This is a genomic window from Lactiplantibacillus sp. C232 (assembly GCF_023806725.1).
Classification (GTDB): domain Bacteria; phylum Bacillota; class Bacilli; order Lactobacillales; family Lactobacillaceae; genus Lactiplantibacillus; species Lactiplantibacillus plantarum.
Genome location: NZ_JAMSKZ010000002.1, coordinates 358,635 through 377,857 on the forward strand (window position 1 = coordinate 358,635; position 19,223 = coordinate 377,857).

General features: G+C 43.2%; 23 protein-coding genes. 14 read left to right on the forward strand and 9 right to left on the reverse strand.

Features of this window, described 5'->3' with window-relative positions:
• Positions 1 to 168 precede the first annotated feature (168 nt).
• On the reverse strand, positions 169 to 531 hold the full coding sequence (locus MZO41_RS03970) for a hypothetical protein (protein WP_003646418.1): 363 nt from the start codon (positions 529 to 531) through the stop codon (positions 169 to 171).
• A 188-nt stretch (positions 532 to 719) separates the two neighbouring features.
• Here MZO41_RS03970 and MZO41_RS03975 point away from each other — a divergent pair, with 188 nt between their 5' ends.
• Positions 720 to 1,916: an acetate/propionate family kinase gene (locus MZO41_RS03975; RefSeq protein ID WP_013355156.1), complete on the forward strand. Its 1,197-nt coding sequence runs from the start codon at positions 720 to 722 to the stop codon at positions 1,914 to 1,916.
• A gap of 126 nt (positions 1,917 to 2,042) precedes the next feature.
• Here the strand turns inward: MZO41_RS03975 and MZO41_RS03980 are convergent, their stop codons facing one another.
• Positions 2,043 to 2,486: a GNAT family N-acetyltransferase gene (locus MZO41_RS03980; RefSeq protein ID WP_013355157.1), complete on the reverse strand. Its 444-nt coding sequence runs from the start codon at positions 2,484 to 2,486 to the stop codon at positions 2,043 to 2,045.
• A gap of 73 nt (positions 2,487 to 2,559) precedes the next feature.
• On the opposite strand from MZO41_RS03980, the gene MZO41_RS03985 reads away from it, so the two are divergent.
• From MZO41_RS03985 to MZO41_RS04010, 6 genes are all read left to right on the forward strand, one after another.
• Positions 2,560 to 2,982 (forward strand): MarR family winged helix-turn-helix transcriptional regulator, encoded by a 423-nt coding sequence (locus tag MZO41_RS03985; RefSeq protein WP_003641885.1) that lies wholly within the window; start codon positions 2,560 to 2,562, stop codon positions 2,980 to 2,982.
• A 188-nt stretch (positions 2,983 to 3,170) separates the two neighbouring features.
• Complete coding sequence (locus MZO41_RS03990) at positions 3,171 to 4,373, forward strand: NAD(P)/FAD-dependent oxidoreductase (protein ID WP_011100962.1); 1,203 nt, start codon at positions 3,171 to 3,173, stop codon at positions 4,371 to 4,373.
• A gap of 131 nt (positions 4,374 to 4,504) precedes the next feature.
• Complete coding sequence (locus MZO41_RS03995) at positions 4,505 to 4,837, forward strand: hypothetical protein (protein ID WP_013355158.1); 333 nt, start codon at positions 4,505 to 4,507, stop codon at positions 4,835 to 4,837.
• 240 nt (positions 4,838 to 5,077) lie between these two features.
• Positions 5,078 to 5,422, forward strand: coding sequence for a hypothetical protein (locus tag MZO41_RS04000; RefSeq protein ID WP_003641888.1), 345 nt, complete (start codon positions 5,078 to 5,080; stop codon positions 5,420 to 5,422).
• Positions 5,423 to 5,460: 38 nt separating this feature from the next.
• Positions 5,461 to 6,018, forward strand: coding sequence for a helix-turn-helix domain-containing protein (locus MZO41_RS04005; protein ID WP_003641889.1), 558 nt, complete (start codon positions 5,461 to 5,463; stop codon positions 6,016 to 6,018).
• On the forward strand, positions 6,018 to 6,446 hold the full coding sequence (locus MZO41_RS04010; protein ID WP_003641890.1) for a protein-export chaperone SecB: 429 nt from the start codon (positions 6,018 to 6,020) through the stop codon (positions 6,444 to 6,446). The genes MZO41_RS04005 and MZO41_RS04010 overlap by 1 nt, the downstream gene beginning before the upstream one ends.
• A gap of 492 nt (positions 6,447 to 6,938) precedes the next feature.
• Here the strand turns inward: MZO41_RS04010 and MZO41_RS04015 are convergent, their stop codons facing one another.
• The 6 genes from MZO41_RS04015 to MZO41_RS04040 form a co-directional block, all read right to left on the reverse strand.
• On the reverse strand, positions 6,939 to 8,009 hold the full coding sequence (locus MZO41_RS04015; protein ID WP_003641891.1) for an ABC transporter substrate-binding protein: 1,071 nt from the start codon (positions 8,007 to 8,009) through the stop codon (positions 6,939 to 6,941).
• Positions 8,006 to 8,821: an ABC transporter permease gene (locus MZO41_RS04020; protein WP_003641892.1), complete on the reverse strand. Its 816-nt coding sequence runs from the start codon at positions 8,819 to 8,821 to the stop codon at positions 8,006 to 8,008. Before MZO41_RS04020 ends, MZO41_RS04015 begins: the two co-directional genes overlap by 4 nt.
• Positions 8,821 to 9,654 (reverse strand): ABC transporter permease, encoded by an 834-nt coding sequence (locus MZO41_RS04025; protein WP_003641893.1) that lies wholly within the window; start codon positions 9,652 to 9,654, stop codon positions 8,821 to 8,823. The genes MZO41_RS04020 and MZO41_RS04025 overlap by 1 nt, the downstream gene beginning before the upstream one ends.
• An 11-nt stretch (positions 9,655 to 9,665) precedes the next feature.
• Positions 9,666 to 10,763 carry an ABC transporter ATP-binding protein gene (locus tag MZO41_RS04030; protein WP_003641894.1) on the reverse strand — a complete coding sequence of 366 codons (1,098 nt, stop codon included), beginning with the start codon at positions 10,761 to 10,763 and terminating at the stop codon, positions 9,666 to 9,668.
• Between the two features lie 70 nt (positions 10,764 to 10,833).
• The gene (locus tag MZO41_RS04035) at positions 10,834 to 11,376 is read right to left on the reverse strand and encodes a helix-turn-helix domain-containing protein (protein ID WP_003641895.1); all 543 of its coding nucleotides are present in this window, start codon (positions 11,374 to 11,376) and stop codon (positions 10,834 to 10,836) included.
• Positions 11,377 to 11,716: 340 nt separating this feature from the next.
• Entirely contained in the window at positions 11,717 to 12,184 is a 468-nt protein-coding gene (locus tag MZO41_RS04040) for an ASCH domain-containing protein (protein WP_003641896.1), read from the reverse strand.
• A gap of 185 nt (positions 12,185 to 12,369) precedes the next feature.
• Between MZO41_RS04040 and MZO41_RS04045 the strand changes: the two genes are divergently transcribed.
• The 6 genes from MZO41_RS04045 to MZO41_RS04070 all read left to right on the forward strand — a co-directional run bounded on the left by MZO41_RS04045 (position 12,370) and on the right by MZO41_RS04070 (position 16,198).
• Positions 12,370 to 12,855 (forward strand): GNAT family N-acetyltransferase, encoded by a 486-nt coding sequence (locus tag MZO41_RS04045; protein WP_003641897.1) that lies wholly within the window; start codon positions 12,370 to 12,372, stop codon positions 12,853 to 12,855.
• Positions 12,856 to 12,858: 3 nt separating this feature from the next.
• Positions 12,859 to 13,386, forward strand: coding sequence for a GNAT family N-acetyltransferase (locus tag MZO41_RS04050; protein WP_013355160.1), 528 nt, complete (start codon positions 12,859 to 12,861; stop codon positions 13,384 to 13,386).
• Between the two features lie 93 nt (positions 13,387 to 13,479).
• A complete protein-coding gene (locus MZO41_RS04055; RefSeq protein ID WP_003641899.1) occupies positions 13,480 to 13,665 on the forward strand; it encodes a hypothetical protein in 186 nt (61 codons plus the stop codon).
• 260 nt (positions 13,666 to 13,925) lie between these two features.
• Complete coding sequence (locus MZO41_RS04060) at positions 13,926 to 14,279, forward strand: GntR family transcriptional regulator (RefSeq protein WP_003641900.1); 354 nt, start codon at positions 13,926 to 13,928, stop codon at positions 14,277 to 14,279.
• Entirely contained in the window at positions 14,279 to 15,172 is an 894-nt protein-coding gene (locus MZO41_RS04065) for an ATP-binding cassette domain-containing protein (protein WP_003641901.1), read from the forward strand. The genes MZO41_RS04060 and MZO41_RS04065 overlap by 1 nt, the downstream gene beginning before the upstream one ends.
• A 12-nt stretch (positions 15,173 to 15,184) precedes the next feature.
• Positions 15,185 to 16,198, forward strand: coding sequence for an ABC-2 transporter permease (locus MZO41_RS04070; RefSeq protein WP_013355161.1), 1,014 nt, complete (start codon positions 15,185 to 15,187; stop codon positions 16,196 to 16,198).
• A 105-nt stretch (positions 16,199 to 16,303) separates the two neighbouring features.
• Here the strand turns inward: MZO41_RS04070 and MZO41_RS04075 are convergent, their stop codons facing one another.
• Positions 16,304 to 17,671 carry an aldehyde dehydrogenase family protein gene (locus tag MZO41_RS04075; protein ID WP_003641903.1) on the reverse strand — a complete coding sequence of 456 codons (1,368 nt, stop codon included), beginning with the start codon at positions 17,669 to 17,671 and terminating at the stop codon, positions 16,304 to 16,306.
• A 425-nt stretch (positions 17,672 to 18,096) separates the two neighbouring features.
• Between MZO41_RS04075 and fba the strand changes: the two genes are divergently transcribed.
• Entirely contained in the window at positions 18,097 to 18,960 is an 864-nt protein-coding gene (fba, locus tag MZO41_RS04080) for a class II fructose-1,6-bisphosphate aldolase (RefSeq protein ID WP_003641904.1), read from the forward strand.
• Positions 18,961 to 19,223 lie beyond the last annotated feature (263 nt).

Sequence of the window (19,223 nt, forward strand, 5' to 3'; positions counted from 1 at the left end):
TTTTTCCAGCGAATCTTAGCTGGTCACTTTTGCCTTTGAAAAACTGATACGGGTTAACAATCTGGATTGAAAGCTAAATAAAAAAGCATCGCGATAAGGGCGCCGATGCCTGTTGCGATGTTTAGATTGACGATTTTGATTTAGAAGAAAATGAATCAGACTAGGAAGTTAATCGTACCAATGGCTGTGGTGTTGGCGAATGCTCTTGCGGAGACTAAAACCGTAGCTGATGATGCCGGCTGTGATAATGGTCGCTAAAATCGCAAGCAACCATGAACCGGACGTGCTAAAGTAGGTGGCGTAACCAAGGCTGAGACTGACTAATGTGATGACGGGAATTAGAATTCTCACAGGGGCTGGATGTAAGAAGACGACACCGGCTAGCCACAGAGCCGCTGCTGTGACCATGGCGTCGACACTGATTGGTGAACCAAAGCTAATACCAAGAGTGATGATAGCAAGAATTGTTCCCACGGTCAGGAGGAGGACAGCAAAGCCGTTGCTGACGGACCAAGTAAACGTTTTTTTCATCATGATCGCCTCACTTTCTATTAACTATATTATAGGCTAATTTCGCCTTATGAAAGAAATAATATGCCGACAATTAAGTTTGCAATGTTATGAAAATTGAAAGTTTGTGAACAAATCCTTGAAAGCGTATCCACTATTAGTTAAACTGGCATTAGGCACACTTGATGATGGATGGAGGAAAAATAGTCATGGCAAAAATTTTAGCAATTAACGCCGGCAGTTCAACTTTAAAATGGAAGCTTTTCAGTGTTCCCGAAGAAACGGTAATCGCATCGGGAATGGTTGATCGGCTGGGATTGCCAGATTCCGTTTTCACAATTAAGAAGGCGGATGGTAGTAAATATTCTGAAACTAAGGACCGAATTGATGCAAAAGAAGCCGCTGCAATGGTCTTAACACGGCTGAAGAGCGATAATATTGTGACTCATCTTAGTGAAATCACTGGGGTTGGTCATCGGGTTGTTGCGGGTGGCGAAGATTTCAAAGACTCTGTCGTTATTACCTCGCAAACCTTGAAAAAAATCAAAGATTTATCTGAGTATGCGCCGCTACATAATCCAACGCAGGCTTATTATATTGAAGTATTCCGTGATTTATTACCAAAAGCGACTCAAGTAGCCGTGTTTGACACTTCGCTGTATGCGGATATGCCTAAAATTAATTACCTATATAGTATTCCTTACGATTATTATGAGAAATTTGGCGCGCGGAAGTATGGGGCACATGGCACAAGTCATCGTTACGTTGCTAATCGGACGGCCCAACTATTGGGGAAACCATTGGATTCGCTTAAATTAGTGACATTACATTTAGGGTCGGGTGCTTCGATCACGGCTTTTGATCATGGTAAAGCCGTCGACACTTCAATGGGCTTTACGCCGCTAGCTGGGATTACCATGAGTACCCGTTCCGGTGATATTGATGCCTCAATTATTCCATTCTTGATGCGCCATTTAGGGATCTCTGATGTGGAAGACTTTGTTGACATTCTGAATCATAAGTCAGGGTTACTTGGTATTTCAGGTTTGTCACCTGATATGCGTGATCTTGATAAGACGCAAGATACCCGTGAACGGTCAAAATTAGCAATTGATATTTTTGTTAACCGGGTTGTGAAGTATGTCGGCAGCTATATTGCTGAAATGAACGGGATTGATGCCCTTGTCTTCACGGCTGGTGTGGGTGAAAACTCATGGATGATCCGCGAACGTGTCACTAAAGCCTTAGGATACTTTGGCGTGACAGTGGATGATGAAAAGAATCATATGCACGGTAAGGAACAAATTATTAGCAAAGATGACGAACCGGTAACGGTCATGGTTGTCCCAACTAATGAAGAGCTGATGATTGTGCGTGACGTTGAACGGTTATCTAAAGCTGAATAAATGAGTCAATTAAAAACGCGTGATTCGGATTGTGGTCCGAGTCACGCGTTTTGAGTTTTGGATTCTAATCAGCATAGCGCTAAGTCAGCTCTTGTCCCCGCATATGTGCCGATGTGATGTGCTCAGCTATTGGCGTTGTCGCGCAGGTTTAGTCATTTTGATGTGGGGCGTGTGGTTGAATAGAAAAGGGGTACCGCTCGAAGTGAAGCCGAAATGCTGGTAAAATCCTTGTACTGGCACTTGGGCTTCAATTTGAATTGGCAAATCAGCATAGTGTTCCTGTACGAACTGTTCGATATGGGCCATTAAATCAGCGCCCAAGTGTTGTCCGCGTTGGTTTTTGTCCACCACGACCCGGCCGAAGGAGAGATGGTCATCTTCTGTAAAGATTCGTGCGTATGCAACAATATTTTGATTGACGGTTTTAAAGACATGATAAGCTTTTAAATCAGTATCGTCGACTTCCTGATAGATGCGTTGTTGTTCAACAACAAACGTTTTGACGCGCAATTCATAAATAGCGTATAATTCAGTTGTTGTTAGTTCTGAGAATGTTTTAATCGACCACATGGTGATGCCTCCTTAGCATAGTGCTAAGTTTATCATCAAATGATTGCATATGCAATAATAAAAAGGAGCTTCTATGATACCAACATTAAGATTGATGGGCACGTTGTCGCGAATCGTCACGAACGAGGGTAATCAACGTTTTGCGAAATACGGCCTCAATAACAATCAGTTTATTTATTTAATTCGAATTTGTGAGCAGCCTGGCCTATTTTTTAGTCAATTGGCTGACCAAATGAAGATGGATCGAACCACGAATTATCGCGCCGTTCAGAACTTAATAAAAAAAGGTTACGTGATTAAGCAGACACATCCAGAGAATAAAAAGGTCCGGTGTTTGTACCCAACGAGCGCTGGGCAAGCGTTGTACCCGGAATTGCATGCTTATGAGCAGTGGTGTGCAGACTTGGTTGGTGAGCAGTTAACGCCGGGCCAACAACAAGTTTTGTTTGAAAGTCTGTCGTTAGTCACGGCTAATGTCACCCAGCATATTGAGTAAGTTTAATCACTAAACTAGATTAATTGTGAACAATTAAAATGGCGTGGCGTTTTAGCTGAATTTTAGGCGTGAAGAGTGTACCATGTAGTTATCAAGTTATAACTGGATTAATGTGATCAATGCAGGTTAGCACAATTGCTGGACAGGCGGCATTAGTCAACAGGAATAATGAAAGGGGTTAATAAATCATGGCAACAACTTTGGTGTTAGGTGGGGGTTACGCAGGGATGCGAGCCGTCAAGTTTTTACAGAAGAGTCTACCAACTGAGGATGAAATCATTCTTGTTGATCAGACACCGACGCATACGGAGAAGACTAATTTACACGAAGTCGCAGCGGGGACGATCGCACCTGATCGAATTACTTATCAGATTCCGGATATTATCGGTAAGCGGGTCCAGTTCGTTCAAGCAACGGTCAAGAACGTTGATATTGAACAAAAACAAGTGACCTTTGAAGATCATCCTGAAATGACCTATGACTACTTAGTATTAGCATTGGGCTTCCAGTCAGAAACATTTGGGGTAGCTGGCGCCGATGAAAATGCCTTGCCAATGGATGATTTGGCAACTTCACAGGCTGTTTATGAACATTTGGAAGAACGGTTTAAAGCCTACCGTACCAGTAAGGACAAAAATGATTTGAAGATTGCGGTCTGTGGTGCTGGGTTCACTGGAATCGAATTATTAGGTGAACTGACCCAGACGTTACCAAGATTGCAGGCGAAGTATCAAACACCTGCTGCTAAGTTAGTTTGTTTGGAACGGATGCCATCAATTTTACCGATGTTTACGCAGGAATTGCGGGACTACGCTTTGAAGTTTATGGAAAAGAATAATGTCGAAATGCGGTTAGGTGCCGTTATTGAGGCCATCAAACCGGGTGCTGTGGTTTACAGTGACGCGGACAAGAACGAACATGAATTTACGGCTAACACTATTATTTGGACGGTTGGTGTCAGTGGTTCACACGTCATTGCTGATTCCGGTTTTGATCAGCGCCGTAACCGGGTCGTAGTTAAGCCCGACTTATCGCTGGAAGGGCATCCCGAAGTATTCATTGTTGGGGATGTCGCTGCAGTGATGGATCCCGAAAGCAATCGGCCATATCCAACCACAGCTCAAATTGCACTGGCAGCTGGCGAACAGGCTGCCAAGAATATTGGCGCTTTGCGTCATAACCAAGCAACGGCGACGTTCCACTATGAATCTAGTGGGACCGTGGCCTCATTGAGCGATCGTGACGGTATTGGTGAAATCTTCAGTAGTAACAAACCGGTTCATGGCTACGCGGCATCAGCATTGAAGAAAATTATTACTGACCGCTCACTTTTGGAAAGTGCGCATTTAGGAACGGTCTTCAGTAAAGGGCGTTTTGACTTATATCATTAATCATTAAATTAATTCCAGTAGTATGATAAATAGCCACCACAGAAATCGAATTTCTGTGGTGGCTATTTTGGACTAGTTCACTGTCGAATGGCTCAGCTGGTTGCTAATTCGGGCAATTAAGTAACCAGCTGTTGGGACTAACGATACTTTACGGGCACCCCTTACAATTAAGGCATGATAAGGGGGCGGTCAAAATGACGACTAAATCAATACGAACACCAATTCAACCGTGGTTTACCCTAGTGGTAGCGGGCAGCTTACTGATAACCTTGTTTTCTAATGCACTTTGGTGGTTGGCTAGCAGTGCGTTTTGCGCGCTACTCGTTTTAAACTTACAATTTATCGTCTTTCCCACCACCGCGGATTGTTATTGGCTAAATCGGCTCAGTTTAGGATTAGTGCTAGCGCTAGTAGTGATAGCGAATATTAAATTTTTACTCATTAGTGGTCTGACATGGCGGTAAGCGCCTAGACATTAAAGGACCTGACTTGAAGCACTCTGTTTGGGTCTATAATCTTTAGTGTTGATGGATAAAATTCATCAACACTATTTTTGTGTCGTATAAAGTACGATTTATCTATCAAAATTAGAAACTATAATGGCTGTTGTTGTTAATTCAAGCAAAAGTGCAATGTGTTTCCCACGGGAAACACATTGTGATATAGTTATTACAAGTGAAAATTCGATTGTGAGTTGGTTTTGAATGTCCCAAGAGGAAGACGTCAAAGCGATTGTTGCTTTGATAAAGTTGAAAAGAAATAATTGGCAAATTAGTCATCGTGCAAAGAATTATTCAGCAGCAGTAACGTTAGGTATGGATTTAGATGGAATTTTAGATAATATATATCAAAAAATTACATGGCGCGATTATGTTAATGGTCCAATGGCAGATAATCACCACCCCAGAATCCCAGGAGATGTGTGGCTCTTTGGACTAGACATCGAAAATATTGAATGTTATCTAAAATTTCAAATTAAAGGCGGCAATATAATATTTTGGATTTCAACTCATCCAGCTGAATACTCGTTGGAATATCCTTTTAAATAATAGACTATTTTTACTTTACGTTCTTGGAGGTACTCATTATGACCAAAAAAACTTTTTACAATGAAGAATTAAATACCACTGAAGAATATTCGGAGGTGTGGAAATACGAACTCATGCGAGTCAAAGACATATCTGACTTGATAGTCCATAATCATTACTGGAAAGATTCTCGAGGAGAACTTTGGTTGGATTTTGATGACCCCAATGAGAATTTTAGAAAGGCCTTTAATGCTTATAGAAATCGAAAAGGATTCATGCAACCAAATGAAATAAAAAAGTTACGAGAAAATTTGCACTTAAGTCAGCGCGTCTTTTCTGAACGATTAGGTATTAGCTATGCAAAAGTATCACAGATAGAGAACAATAAACGAGTTCAAACGCTTTCACAAGAAGTCTCTTTTAGAAAAGCACAACAAGATTACGAAAAACAGGGATTCTTGACTTCTTATGATTCAGATACGAGTGATAGTGCCGAATTAACTAAGGTTTTAACTGAAACAGAATATGTAGATACGGCCAAATATTTCTATAAAACTAATGATTCTTCAGAAACCACAATCTTTAAAGTTCAAGAATTTGTTGGAGGTGTTGCATAATGGCAGTTTTAGAATTTAAAAGCTATACAGTTAATGAGTTGAGTTATAGAAAAAACGATTTATATAAGGAAACTAACCAGAATATTAGTATAAATCCCAAAATTGAAATTAAAAATACGCCAAAGCAAGACAAAATTATTGTAACAGTTGATGTGCATATCGGATCGCTGGCGGAGAAGAAAAATCCATTTATAGTTACGGCGAGCGTCAGTGGCGAATTTGTCTATCATGAGAAAGAAGATCATAATCAAGTTGGTATTGATACTTTAATCAAGAAAAATGCTGTTGCCATTCTCTACCCTTATGTTCGGTCGCTAGTATCCGGTATAACTAATGCATCAAACCAATTTCCAGCACTTATTTTGCCGACTATAAACGTGGCACAATTACTTGATGAACAAAGTAATCGTCAAGAAGCTGCTGACTAAGGTTTATAATACAAATAAATCGTATCATATGATAAATATGCAGAAAGTGTATCTAACTATAGGATAGATATGGTTAGTTGCAGTATTCATAATCAAAATATCTAGACAGGAAAACATCTTTGCCACTATTAGTAATTTAGTGACAAAGATGTTTTCTCTTATATATTCCTAAAGGTTAAAAGATTATGACAATTTTGAAAAGAGCGATTATCAATCCTTTAAAGTAGGCCCAGGTAATGTAGGAAATACCACTCCTCAGCTAATGACTAATATTAAAATGTTTATCAATAACCGGTAAAAAATTATTGATTGAATTCGGATTGCATTCAAGACGAGAATCGAAAAAGGATCCAATTCGTAGATGAATTGAATCCTAAATATAACTTCATCGTCTCTGATCAACAGAGTTTCCTTTGTTTCAAATCAAGCCCTTTTAGCTTATAATCGACCGTTCTTTGATGCCAGTCATTTGAATCAAGTAGGCTGATCCGATTAGTGATGCATCTTAAATTCCAAATAACGGTCATTATACAAGCCGACTTTGGCTGGTGATAAATCTTGATAGATTTGAAGATGCTTGATTGTGTTATTGTCTGGGTAAAATTGGCGATCGTTGCGAATGGCCTTAGGTAATAGCGCCTTGGCTTTCCGATTAGGTGTTGCGTAACCGATATATTCCGCATTTTGGGCGGCGTTCTTGGGTTCACTCATAAAGTTCAAGAAGGCGTAAATCGCCTTAAAGTGTTTGGCCGTTTTAGGAATGACCAAGTTATCAAACCACAAGTTACTCCCTTCGGATGGGACAACGTAATGCAAGTGTGAATTGCCAGCCAACATTTCACTAGCCTCACCGGACCAATCGACCGCGATTGCGGCTTCGTTTTGGATCATGTACATTTTAATTTCATCCGCCACGACGGCCTTGACGTTTGGTGATAGCCGGTTAAGCTTGTTTCGCGCAGCCAATAGAGTGGCTGGATCGGTCGTGTTCATAGACTGATTCATTGATGCGAGGGCGAACCCCATTACGTCGCGGGCGCTATCAATCAGCATGATTTTGTTATGGTATTTTCGTTGCCACAAATCATTCCAGTGTTGAATACTGCCCGGCTGAACGTACTTGTCGTTATAAATGATACCAAGCGTTCCCCAGAAATATGGGACTGAGTAACGATTGTGTTGATCAAAGGCCAAGTTCATGAAGCGCGGATCGTAATTCTTCATTCCAGTCAGTTTACTTTTATCGAGCGGTAAGAGTAAGTGCGCTTTTTTCATTTTTTCAATCATGTAATCACTAGGTACGGTCAGATCGTAACTGGTGCCGCCTTGCTTGATTTTCGTATACATAGCTTCGTTGCTATCGAAAGTTTCGACGTTAACGTGATAGCCAGTCTGCTTTTGAAACTTAGTGAGCAGGCTGGGGTCGATGTAGTCACCCCAAGTATATAGGTTCAAAACCTTTTTGCCAGTACTACCAGAGCTCGTCTGCAAGCGTTGCGCGCCAAAGGCCAGTAAGCCACAGACGACTAGTAAGCTAACGATGATGCTTAATAATTTTTTCACTTTCGCCGCCCCCTAACTGCTGGCCGCCGGTGCCGACTACTGTATTGGTTAATGAAGTAGTAGCCAATCACTAACACCAGTGCCATCAGGAACATTAGACCGGACAGGGCGTTGATTTCCAGGTTGATGCCTTGACGGGCCCGTGAGTAGATTTCAACCGACAGCGTGCTAAAGCCGTTTCCAGTCACGAAGAAAGTGACGGCGAAGTCATCGAGTGAGTAGGTCAGGGCCATGAAGAAGCCAGAAAAGATCCCGGGCATGATGTAGGGCACGATGACTTGGCTGAGTAATTGCCAATTGTTGGCACCTAAGTCAGCCGCGGCATCCAGTAAACTGGTGCTCATTTCTTGAATTTTTGGTAGCACCATCAAGACCACGATTGGAATTGAAAAAGCAATATGGCTTAACAAGACTGAGCCAAAACCGAGCGGAATTTTAAGGGCAGTAAAGAAAATCAAGAAACTGGCCCCGATGATGACGTCGGGTGAAACCATCAAGATATTGTTCAACGATAACAAAGTGTTGCGGGTAATCGGTTTGGTCATACTATTGATTCCGAGTGCCCCCAGCGTGCCAATGACAGTTGCTAATAATGATGATAAGAGCGCAATCAAAATGGTGTCGAGAAAAATGGCAATTAAACGGCTATCCGCGAATAAGTCTTGGTAATGTTGCCAGGTAAAACCATGAAAGTTGTTCATAGTCGTACCTTGGCTGAAGGAGTAAACGACCAGAAAAATAATTGGCGCATACAGCACGATGAAAACAAGCCACAGGTATAAGTTGCGCCACTTGAAGTTACGTAAGGTCATTATTTCGTCAACCCCTTTCGCGCGCGCTTTTTACTGCTGCCAGTTAGCCACATGATGATGACCATCGCAATAATCAGGACGACCCCGATCGTCGAACCCATGCCCCAGTTCATTGTCGTCAAGAAGTGTTCCTCAATCGCAGTCCCGAGTGTAATCACCTTATTGCCGCCAATTAAACGGGTCAACATGAAGAGTGACAGTGAGGGAATGAAGATGGCTTGAATGCCAGCCTTCACACCGGGGAGTGTCAGTGGGAAAATTACCCGATTGAAGGTCTGCCAATTTGTGGCACCGAGATCCCGACTAGCATTGACGTAAGATGGGTTCAGTTCGCTAATCGAGTTGTAAATGGGCAGGACCATGAACGGAATCTGAATATAGGCCGCGACAAAGATGAAGCTGAAATTAGTAAAGAGCAATTGCTTGGGCCCGATTCCGATGAAACTTAAAAACTGGTTGGCGATGCCGGCTTGACTAAAAATGCCGATGAAAGCGTACGCCTTAAGTAATAAGTTGATCCATGTTGGCATAATGATTAAGAGCAGCCACAGCTGCGGATGCTTCGTTTCGTTGAGTAAATAAGCCGTCGGATAACTGATCAATAATGTTGCGAGTGTGATCAAGAAGGCGTACCAGACAGAGTTGAGCGTCATCATCAAGTAGGTATTTGATGAAAAATACGTTTGGTAGTTGCCCAGTGTAAATTGCCCGTTAATGTTGAAGAATGATTGATAGATCAACAATAGGACTGGGGCAATGACGAAGAGGATGATCCACAACATGTACGGGATAAAGTAGGCGGTGTTACGACTTAATCGTTGTTTTGGTTGCATGTTGACACCTCCTAATCATCTTCGTATTGTTCAAGACGAGCATCAAAAGCAGCTTCGCTCTCGTTTAACCGCATGACGTGAATGTCTTGTGGGTCAAAGGTCAGGCCGATCGGTTCGCCTTCTGCGGCAGGGTTAGTTGAATGAACGAGCCATTCGTTATGATCGGTATCGTAAGCGACGATTTCGAAATAATTGCCTCGAAATAGTTGGGAGTCGACAGTGACGACTAACTTGCCTTGATCTGCGGCCACAATGTCGAGATCTTCAGGCCGAAGAACGACTTCGACAACTTCATTAGGCTGCATTCCCGCATCGGCGCATTCGAATTGTTTGCCGACAAACTCTACTTCAAAATCTTTGAGCATTTTACCCGGAATAATGTTACTTTCACCGATGAAGTTCGCCACGAAATGGTTGATCGGTTCATCGTAAATATCAACTGGGGACCCACCTTGTAAAATCTCGCCAGCGTTCATGACAAAGATTTCATCACTCATGGCCAAGGCTTCTTCCTGATCGTGGGTGACAAAGAGAAAAGTGATGCCCAGGCGTTGTTGAAGGTCCCGCAACTCATATTGCATATCCTTACGCAGTTTGGCATCGAGAGCCGATAACGGTTCGTCGAGTAAGAGGACCTTAGGCTGCATAACGAGTGCCCGGGCAATGGCAACTCGTTGTTGTTGTCCACCAGAGATTTCACTGATTTCACGTTCTCCAAGATCGGCTAGTTGGACCATCGCGAGTGCTTTTTGGACCCGCGTCTCGATTTCATCCTTGGGAACTTTGTGTAATTTCAAGCCAAATGCCACGTTTTCCGCGACATTCATGTGTGGAAAAAGGGCGTAATCTTGAAAGACCGTGTTGACTTGCCGCTGATTAGCCGGCAGGGTGTTGATGACCTGACCGTCAAAGTAAACTTGACCGGAAGTGGCATCCGTAAACCCCGCAATGGTACGCAGAATGGTTGTTTTACCACACCCAGACGGACCGAGTAACGTATAGAATTTGCCCGCTTCAAGATCTAAGTTGATGTTTTTTAAAACTTGATGTTCCCCGTAACTTTTAGTGACATTTGTCAATCGAATGATTGGTTGTGTATTAACCGCCAAAGTAAAGACCTCCTTAAAACGTGTACCAAGCTAGTGTAACCTAATACCAGCTCGATTGGTTGTGACATGATTATAAGTAGGACGCGGTCGTAACCAAGGTGAACGTGCAGGACGTGGTGCCAAGATTACGAATCTGATGCGTCTTAGTCGCATGGAAGTACAGCGTATCTCCCGCCGTGGCAGCATATTGCTGAGCTCCGAGCTGTAAGCTTAAAGTGCCGGTTTGAACCATAATAAAGGTCTCTGCCGGCGACGGCTCAAAAGATTTGAAGCGACCACTAGGTGCCAGTGTGACGGTGACCGGTTCTAACTGATTTTCGTTAGACGCGGGTACGAGCCATTTCACACGGTATCCTAAGGCTTCATCGTCATACGTGGTCTGATCTGCTGGATGGTAGACCACTTTGTGAGTGGGCTGCTCAGCCGCAAAAAAATCAGCGGGGGCACAACCGAGTACTTCAAGAATCGCGAAGAACGTCTCCATTGAAGGCGATGACTGATTGTGCTCTAACTGTGATATGTACCCCTTGCTAAGGTCAGTTCGTTCGCCTAATTCTTCTTGCGTGAGTTGCTTTTGAATCCGTAAGTTGCGGATGCGTTGACCAATGTCCATGACATTCACCTCGAATCGGTAGTTTTGTTAAACTAAACAATAAGTTTAGTACGAGCTTTAATTATAATGAAAAATGACGTGGTGACAAGCATTTTTTACAATTGGCAGCTTCTTTTTTTAAGTCTGCCAGCTTGTCTGGTCAAATCGCCCAGAAACAGTGGTGTTGAGGGGTTGGAACTGTCGTTTGGTTAGTGAATAAATTAGGTGCGTTGTGGACGGACTTTTCGTGGCGTGCCGCTGAAGCCTGCGCTGGCTAGGCAATGCTCAGCCTCAACCCGCGGCCCCTCACACTCTAATAAAAAAGCCCAAGACATCCGTCTTAGGCCGTTAGCGTTGTTGATTAATCCGCGCGGTAAACGACTTCAAAAACTTCACTGACCATCGGTGTGTCCGATGAGAGGTTTTTGCCGTGTTCTTCTAACGTCGGGGTGAATTCTGCCGTCTTACGCTTGCGCCAATCACCAATTGTGCGATCACCATCGCCTTCATGGTAAGCGTGTTCCGCCGAGATGCGATAAAACGGAATGAGTTCAGACACCACCGTTTTCAGAATCGCGACCGGTTTCATGTCACCATTTAGCAAGACGTTGTAGTCGCCAACTTGTGGAATGGCAATTTGTTCCGCGGTATAACTGTCCAGCGGCGTGGTTGTCGCTGTCTTCGTCCCAGCCAGAATTGCGTCGGCTAAAGCAGTCACTTCGGCAGGGTTATTTTGTTGACCGAACCAACGTGTTTGATAAGAAGCCCCGTTTGTGTCGGTGCTTTCGTTATAAGCATGCCATAATTGTTCTGCTGATTGAGCGGGCATAAAGGTCACCTAATTTCGATTAGAATTATTGAATTCGAATGCATGTAACCGAATTCACAATTCAAGTATAGCATGACATTTCTGAAAACGACACGTTCGACACTGGTTTTTCGGGGAAAATTAAGTTAGTCAACTATTGACCGACATTTGCTATAATATACGTACGAATTGGAGGGCGAAAATCAATGGAAATTACACCTGTTAAAATGCTGGATTTACCACAAATTATGGCGATCGAAAAATCTGGTTTTTCAGAAGCAGAGGCTGGCAGCGAGGCTGCTTATCGCGAACGCATTGAGAAATTAGCGGATACTTTTCTGGTCGCCCGCGATGGTGCAGTCGTACTTGGCTTTATCGTGGGACCAGCTGTCGGTGCCCGCTATATTGAAGATGAGATGTTTGTAGAGACACCGACTAACTTACCACGTGGCGGCCATCAGCTGGTTTTCACGTTGGCAGTTTCGCCACTAGCACGTCACCAACAGATCGGTAGTCAATTATTGACCGCGCTAGCTGAGAAGGCTCAAGCAGACGGGCGGACAAGCATGGCGTTGACTTGTTTGGAACGACTAATTCCGTTTTATGAACGTAATGGTTTTATTAATCAAGGTGTGGCGAACTCCGAACATGCTGGTGAAACTTGGTATAATTTAGAGAAAGTCTGGGATTGAATCATGAAATTAGCAACATTACAAGCACAATTACCGGATTTTGAGATCCGATTACTAACTTTAGCTGACCAGGAAGCATTGCTAGAGCTGGAACAAAGTAATCCGCGCTATCATCAATATTTCTCACCGGAAACACTAACGATGACTGAGGTACAACATGATTTGACGGCCCACCCGGACGAGTTAGCGGCGGCACAAAAACAGGTTTTTGGTTTTTACTTAGCACACCGGTTAGTAGCCGTTTTAGATGTACTCAATCAGTATCCACAAGAACAATTTTTATTCGTTGGATTACTCATGGTCAATAAGGCTTACCAACGTAAATCAGTGGGCCGAGTTATTGTAACCGGACTGATGCAAGCGGCACTTCAAGCGAATATAACGGCGATCCAACTAACGCGCGTTACTGCTGATGAAGGGGTCGCAAGATTCTGGCAGAAACTCGGGTTTGAAGATGGTAACCAGTTGTTCTTACCTTTAAAAGCCGGTGGCCGGTTAGCGGTGACGACGATGACACGGCTACTCCAATAGAATTCTCATGGAACTCTTAGCAATAAGGCCTAGTAAGCGATATCAGACATGTTAAACTCGTGATGACTAATAAATAGAAATGAGGTTAACACGATGATTAAGCATTGGGGAAAAGCCGAAACTGGCATGTTGATTGCAGCCGTATTGTTATTAATGGTAATTTTTACCTTCTTTGAAATTACGGCTAGTTTAACAGTTAGTGTCATTGCTTTTCCGATTAGTTTGATTGTGTTGATGGCGATTATGGAATTCGCCGCAACGGAATTACGGCGCAAGTAAGTGACTCGCAAATAGATCGTAACCTAATATCGTGCTTGTTTAGCAGGAGCACGTATATATAGAAGCCCGTATTTACCACGATTGGCAGATACGGGCTTTTTTCGTGACGGCTGAGGACTATTCCTACTAGGTCTAAAGGACACTGTTTGGACTGTACAAGTGGCCTGATTTTAACGTTTTCTTAGCTTGTTTATAACTGTACTATACTGTACTATTTAACGTAAGCGAAGTAACGACTGTGTATTAAATGGAGGTGGGCCATGCAAATTGATCATGGAAGCCGACAACCGTATTACGCTCAGATAGTAACCGGTATTGAACAAGATATTGCTCATGGTGTGTTACAAAGTGGTGAACAACTGCCGTCGGTGCGTGAAATGGCTCGTCAACACTTGCTGAATCCGAATACGGTCAGTAAAGCCTATAAGCGACTGGAGACACAGCAAATTATCGAGACGGTTCCGGGAAAAGGCACGTACGTTAAAGTGGTGGATTCAACGCTGTTCCGACAAGAATTACGGGAACAGTTTACACAAATTGTCAGGCTAGCGGGTCAAAGAGGCGTCAGTATTGCTGAATTGCATGGCTGGCTTGATCAAATGGGGGAAAAATAATGAGTTTAGTGATTAATCAGTTAAGTAAGCGCATTGACCATCACCAGACGTTAGATGGCATTAGTTTTGAGATTGGACTTGGTCAAATCGTCGGTGTTGTTGGCCGTAACGGGGTTGGGAAAACAACCCTTTTTCGGACAATCAATGGGCAGTACCTCACGGATCATGGTCAGGTCCTGGTTGATGGGCAAGAGGTTGTTGATCAACCGGAAATGCGGACGCAACTGTGTTTTATTGATCCACTGGCAAATTTTTTTAAAGGCGCGACGATTGCGCAAATCCAGTGGTATTATCAAGCTGCTTACCCGGACTTTGATAATGCCAAATTTGCGCAATTGTTAGACCGTTATCATCTGACGTCCAAACAAAAATTACGCCATTTCTCTAAGGGAATGTTTGGTTTGTTTACAATCATTCTCAGTGTTGCGACGCAAGCGCCGTATCTCTTTTTGGATGAGCCGCTAGATGGTTTGGATGTCCTAATTCGAAAAAACATTCTTGGTATTCTAATTGATGAAGTGGCTACGGGAAACCGTTCAATCGTGATTGCGTCACATAATTTGGCTGAATTAGAGGGGGTTATTGACCGCGCGTTGATGCTTAAACACGGTCGCATTGTCAATGACTATCAATTAGAAGCCATGCGACGAAGTGCACGAAAAGTTCAATTAGTGTATCGTGACAAGCAGATTCCAGCCGTTGTTAAACAATTAGGCCATATTGTACACGTTTCTGGTCGGGTTATCGTGGTAGTGTTTGAAGATTATAATGCTGAGGTCCAGGCTCAATTAGCGACAACTAACCCGGTATTTCAAGAAGATTTACCACTCTCATTAGCAGACTTGTTTATGGCTAATCTGACGGATGAAGCTGACTTTGAATTATTATCTTAGGGGGACGATAAAATGACGAAACGAAAGTTATGGCAGTTGTTATGGCGCCACTATCGCACGTTGTTATTAACGGCGGGCGGTGTCTTACTACTAGTAGGCATAAAGGAAGGCTACAGTATTGCCCATAATCCGTCACGGTATGTTGCACAAAATGTCAGTAGTTTTGCGTTGATGGAAGCCACTCATCTTCGGATGGAAACGGTGGTCGCCATCATCGTTAGTCTGGTGCTAGGAGTCGCACTATTTTTAAGCGATAATTTCACGAATTTTAATCAATATTTATTTAGTTTGCCGGTCGCTCGAAAGCAAATTTATCGGCGTAAGATCGGGTTACTTATTGGGATGTTGGTCAGCGCATACATGTTGGCGGAAGCTGTTTTTGGACTGATTGCTTGGCGCGTGTTGGCTAAACAGCAGGTGCGGATTGATTGGCTTACGACATTGTATGAAGAACTTGGAATCCTGGCAGTAATGTTAGTGTTTGGATTATTAGCCGCTACGTTCGGGTTATGGGTTGGCCATATCTTTGCGAGTGCGCTTGCGACATTTGTCTTCGTTTGTAGCTTGCCCTTTGCATATGATGGCTTGATCAATCTTGCTGCAGGATTAACGAAGCTTAAATATGAGCAGGTGGATGTTTTAGGTCAGCTGCCGAGCTGGAAACCCGGGGGCTTACTAACCACTTGGGTGATTTGTGGTGTTATCGGTGGCGGCCTGTATTTGCTTAACCGCTGGGCGTTTGAGCATTTATCTTTGGAAAATAGTGGGGATTTTTTCCGCTTTCCGCAGTGGCGCGGAGCCGTCCTGGGCTTTTCAATTATTTATCTAATTGTTGCAATTTGCTGTTCACAATTTGGTAACGGTGTTTTAGGGTTGCTAACGGATAACTATCATGCGTATATGCCATTATCGACTGGGATTATAATGGCGCTGGTCGTTGCCTATCTAACTTGGAGTTTGGGGCGGTGGTTTCTGTACCGACCGGATCGTTTTCGCGATGCGTGGACGGTTAAGAAGTTGGCTTAACTTGGTCATAAATCTAAAATGCGCCCGTTGAAGTTAAGCAGACTGACTTCAGCGGGCGCATTTGTTAGCGGCAATTTTAAATTTATTATCCTGATTGATGAAACTTTAGCGAATCTTAGTTAAGCGTTTTGCAACGGTCTTAATATTTAGTAGATCCCAATCTTCCAAGTTGTGTGAAATCGAGTTATGCCCCCATGTTCCACAACCGAGTGTTAAGGATGGTGCGACGTTATCATATTTATAACCAATGGCACCTTGTGAAGACGGCACGTTGATCAATGCTCGACAAGCAGTCATTTCTAAGGCAAACTTGTTCATAACAGCTTCGTCGGTCGTATGCAAGGCGGCCGTATGTCCCAGTCCGCCAAGTGCTAGGCTGCGTTTCATCAGGTTGAAGCCGGCCTCAGTATCCTTGGCATGAACGACGGCGAGGACTGGTGATAACTTTTCTCGTGATAAGACTTGGTCACCACCGATGCTAGGCAACTCAACTGCTAATACTTTGGTATCGGATGGGACATCAAAGCCAGCCCACTGAGCGATTTGCCATGGCGTTTGCCCAGCTACTTTCGGGTCAACAGCCTGTTTATCCAGGTTCATGACAGTTGCTTCTAAGGCCTTGAAGTTCTCGGTACCGACAAAGTACACACCGTTGTGACTTAATTCACGTTTAACTTGATCATAGATTTGATCAGCAACGATTAAGTTTGATTCGGAAGCACAGATCATGCCGTTGTCGAATGACTTGGAAGTGACGACATCACTGACTGCCTGTTGAATGTCTGCGGTTTGCTCGATGAAGCATGGCACGTTACCAGGGCCAACACCGAGTGCCGGTTTACCAGTTGAATACGCGGTCTTGACCATGCCGGCACCGCCAGTTGCAATAATGGTAGCGACGCCCGGATGGTTCATCAAGGTGTTGGTTGCTTCAAGGCTAGGCGTCTTGATCCACTGAATCCAATCCTTAGGAGCGCCAGCGGCAATAGCAGCATCGCGGATGATTCGGCCAGTTTCAACACAAGATTTTTGTGCAAAGGGATGGAAACCAAAAATAATGGGATTGCGAGTCTTTAATGCTAACATGGCATTGAAAATGACGGTTGATGTTGGGTTGGTAACTGGGGTGACCCCCGCAATAATTCCAACTGGTTCAGCAACTTTCATCACGCCACTGACTGGATCGTCATTAATGATACCGACCGTCTTGTCATCCTTGATGTAGTTATAAACGTTTTTGGCTGCAAAGTCGTTCTTCGCAACTTTATCACGATAATTTCCGCGACCCGTTTCTTCGACGGCCATAGCGGCCAGCATGCCACGAGCAGCGTGGGCAGCGCGGGCCATGGCAGCGACAGCCTGATCAACTTGACTTTGGTCCATGACTTCAAGACGGTTGGCAGCTAACGAAGCATTTAAGACTAACCGATCGATTGAACGTGATACGGTTGTTTCTTCCATTTCTTTCAGCATTCACGGTTCCTCCTATGCAAAATCAACTTGTTTCTTATTTCACAATCACTATTATAAATACTTTTTCACAAATGTAAATAGCTAATATTTAATTTCATAAATTGCTTTTAAAACACTATAATTATTGATTTAATAGCGTATATAAATGTAAATAAACTGTTCGCTTACATTTTTACCGAACGGATTGCTGTTATAATATTCACAATTAATTATTGATTAAATTCGAAGCAACTTTTGGCTTGATCTGTAACTGATTTTATATAAATGGAAGGGTTTACAAACGGGCGGTTGTCAAATAAGCAAGAATTGACGGGGAATCGTTGGTTAATAAATATGACAAATCGGTTATCACTCCTATGTAAAATGTGCTAAAATGAATGTGATTCAAAAATCGTATCTCTTAATTAACCTAGGAGGGTTATTTTATGTCATTTGTAAATGCTGTTGATATGACACAAGACGCATACAAGAACCATTATGCTATTGGTGCGTTCAACACAAACAACCTTGAATGGACTCGTTGCATCTTGAAGGGTGCTCAAGACACTAACACCCCAGTTATTATCCAAGTTTCAATGGGTGCTGCTAAGTACATGGGCGGCTACAAGCTCGTTATGGACTTAGTTGCTGATGAAATGGAAAGCATGAACATCACTGTTCCTGTTGTTATGCACTTAGACCACGGTAACTACGAAGCTGCCAAGGAATGTATCGAAGTTGGTTACTCATCAGTTATGTTTGATGGCCATGACCTACCATTTGCCGAAAACCTAGAAAAGACTAAGGAAATCGTCAAATTAGCTCATGCTAAGGGCATCTCTGTTGAAGCCGAAGTTGGTTCAATTGGTGGTGAAGAAGACGGTATCATCGGTGAAGGTGAATTAGCTGATGTTGAAGAAGCTAAGACTTTAGCTGCTACTGGTATCGACATTTTAGCCGCTGGGATTGGTAACATCCACGGCAAGTACCCAGAAAACTGGACTGGCTTACACTTCGATCGTCTTCAAGAAATCTCAGAAGCCGTTAAGATGCCATTGGTACTTCACGGTGGTTCTGGTATTCCTAAGGACCAAATCGTTAAGGCTGTTGAATTGGGTATTAGCAAGGTTAACGTTAACACCGAAAACCAAGTTGCTTTTGCCAATGCAACTCGTGCTTACATCGAATCTGGCGCAGACCAAATCGGTAAGGGCTACGACCCTCGTAAGTTATTGGCACCTGGTAAGAAGGCCATCGTTGATGTTGTTACATCACGGATTGGCTGGTTCAAGACTCCAGCTGTTAAATAATTGGATTTTTGATTCGGAAAAAGTCGACTCCTCGGGGTCGGCTTTTTTCCTGCGCTTTTTTGGGGTCTATGATATTTAGTGTTGATGGATAAAATCCATCAACACTATTTTTATGTACAACAAAAGGACATATCGTCCTGTGCTACAATCAAGTCGACCAAAACCAATTGAAAGCGAGTGTCAGATATGTCCCAAGACCATTCTACTAAAGTACTGCTCCAAATTAAAGACCCAAATATTACTGATTTAGTTGTTCAAGAAGC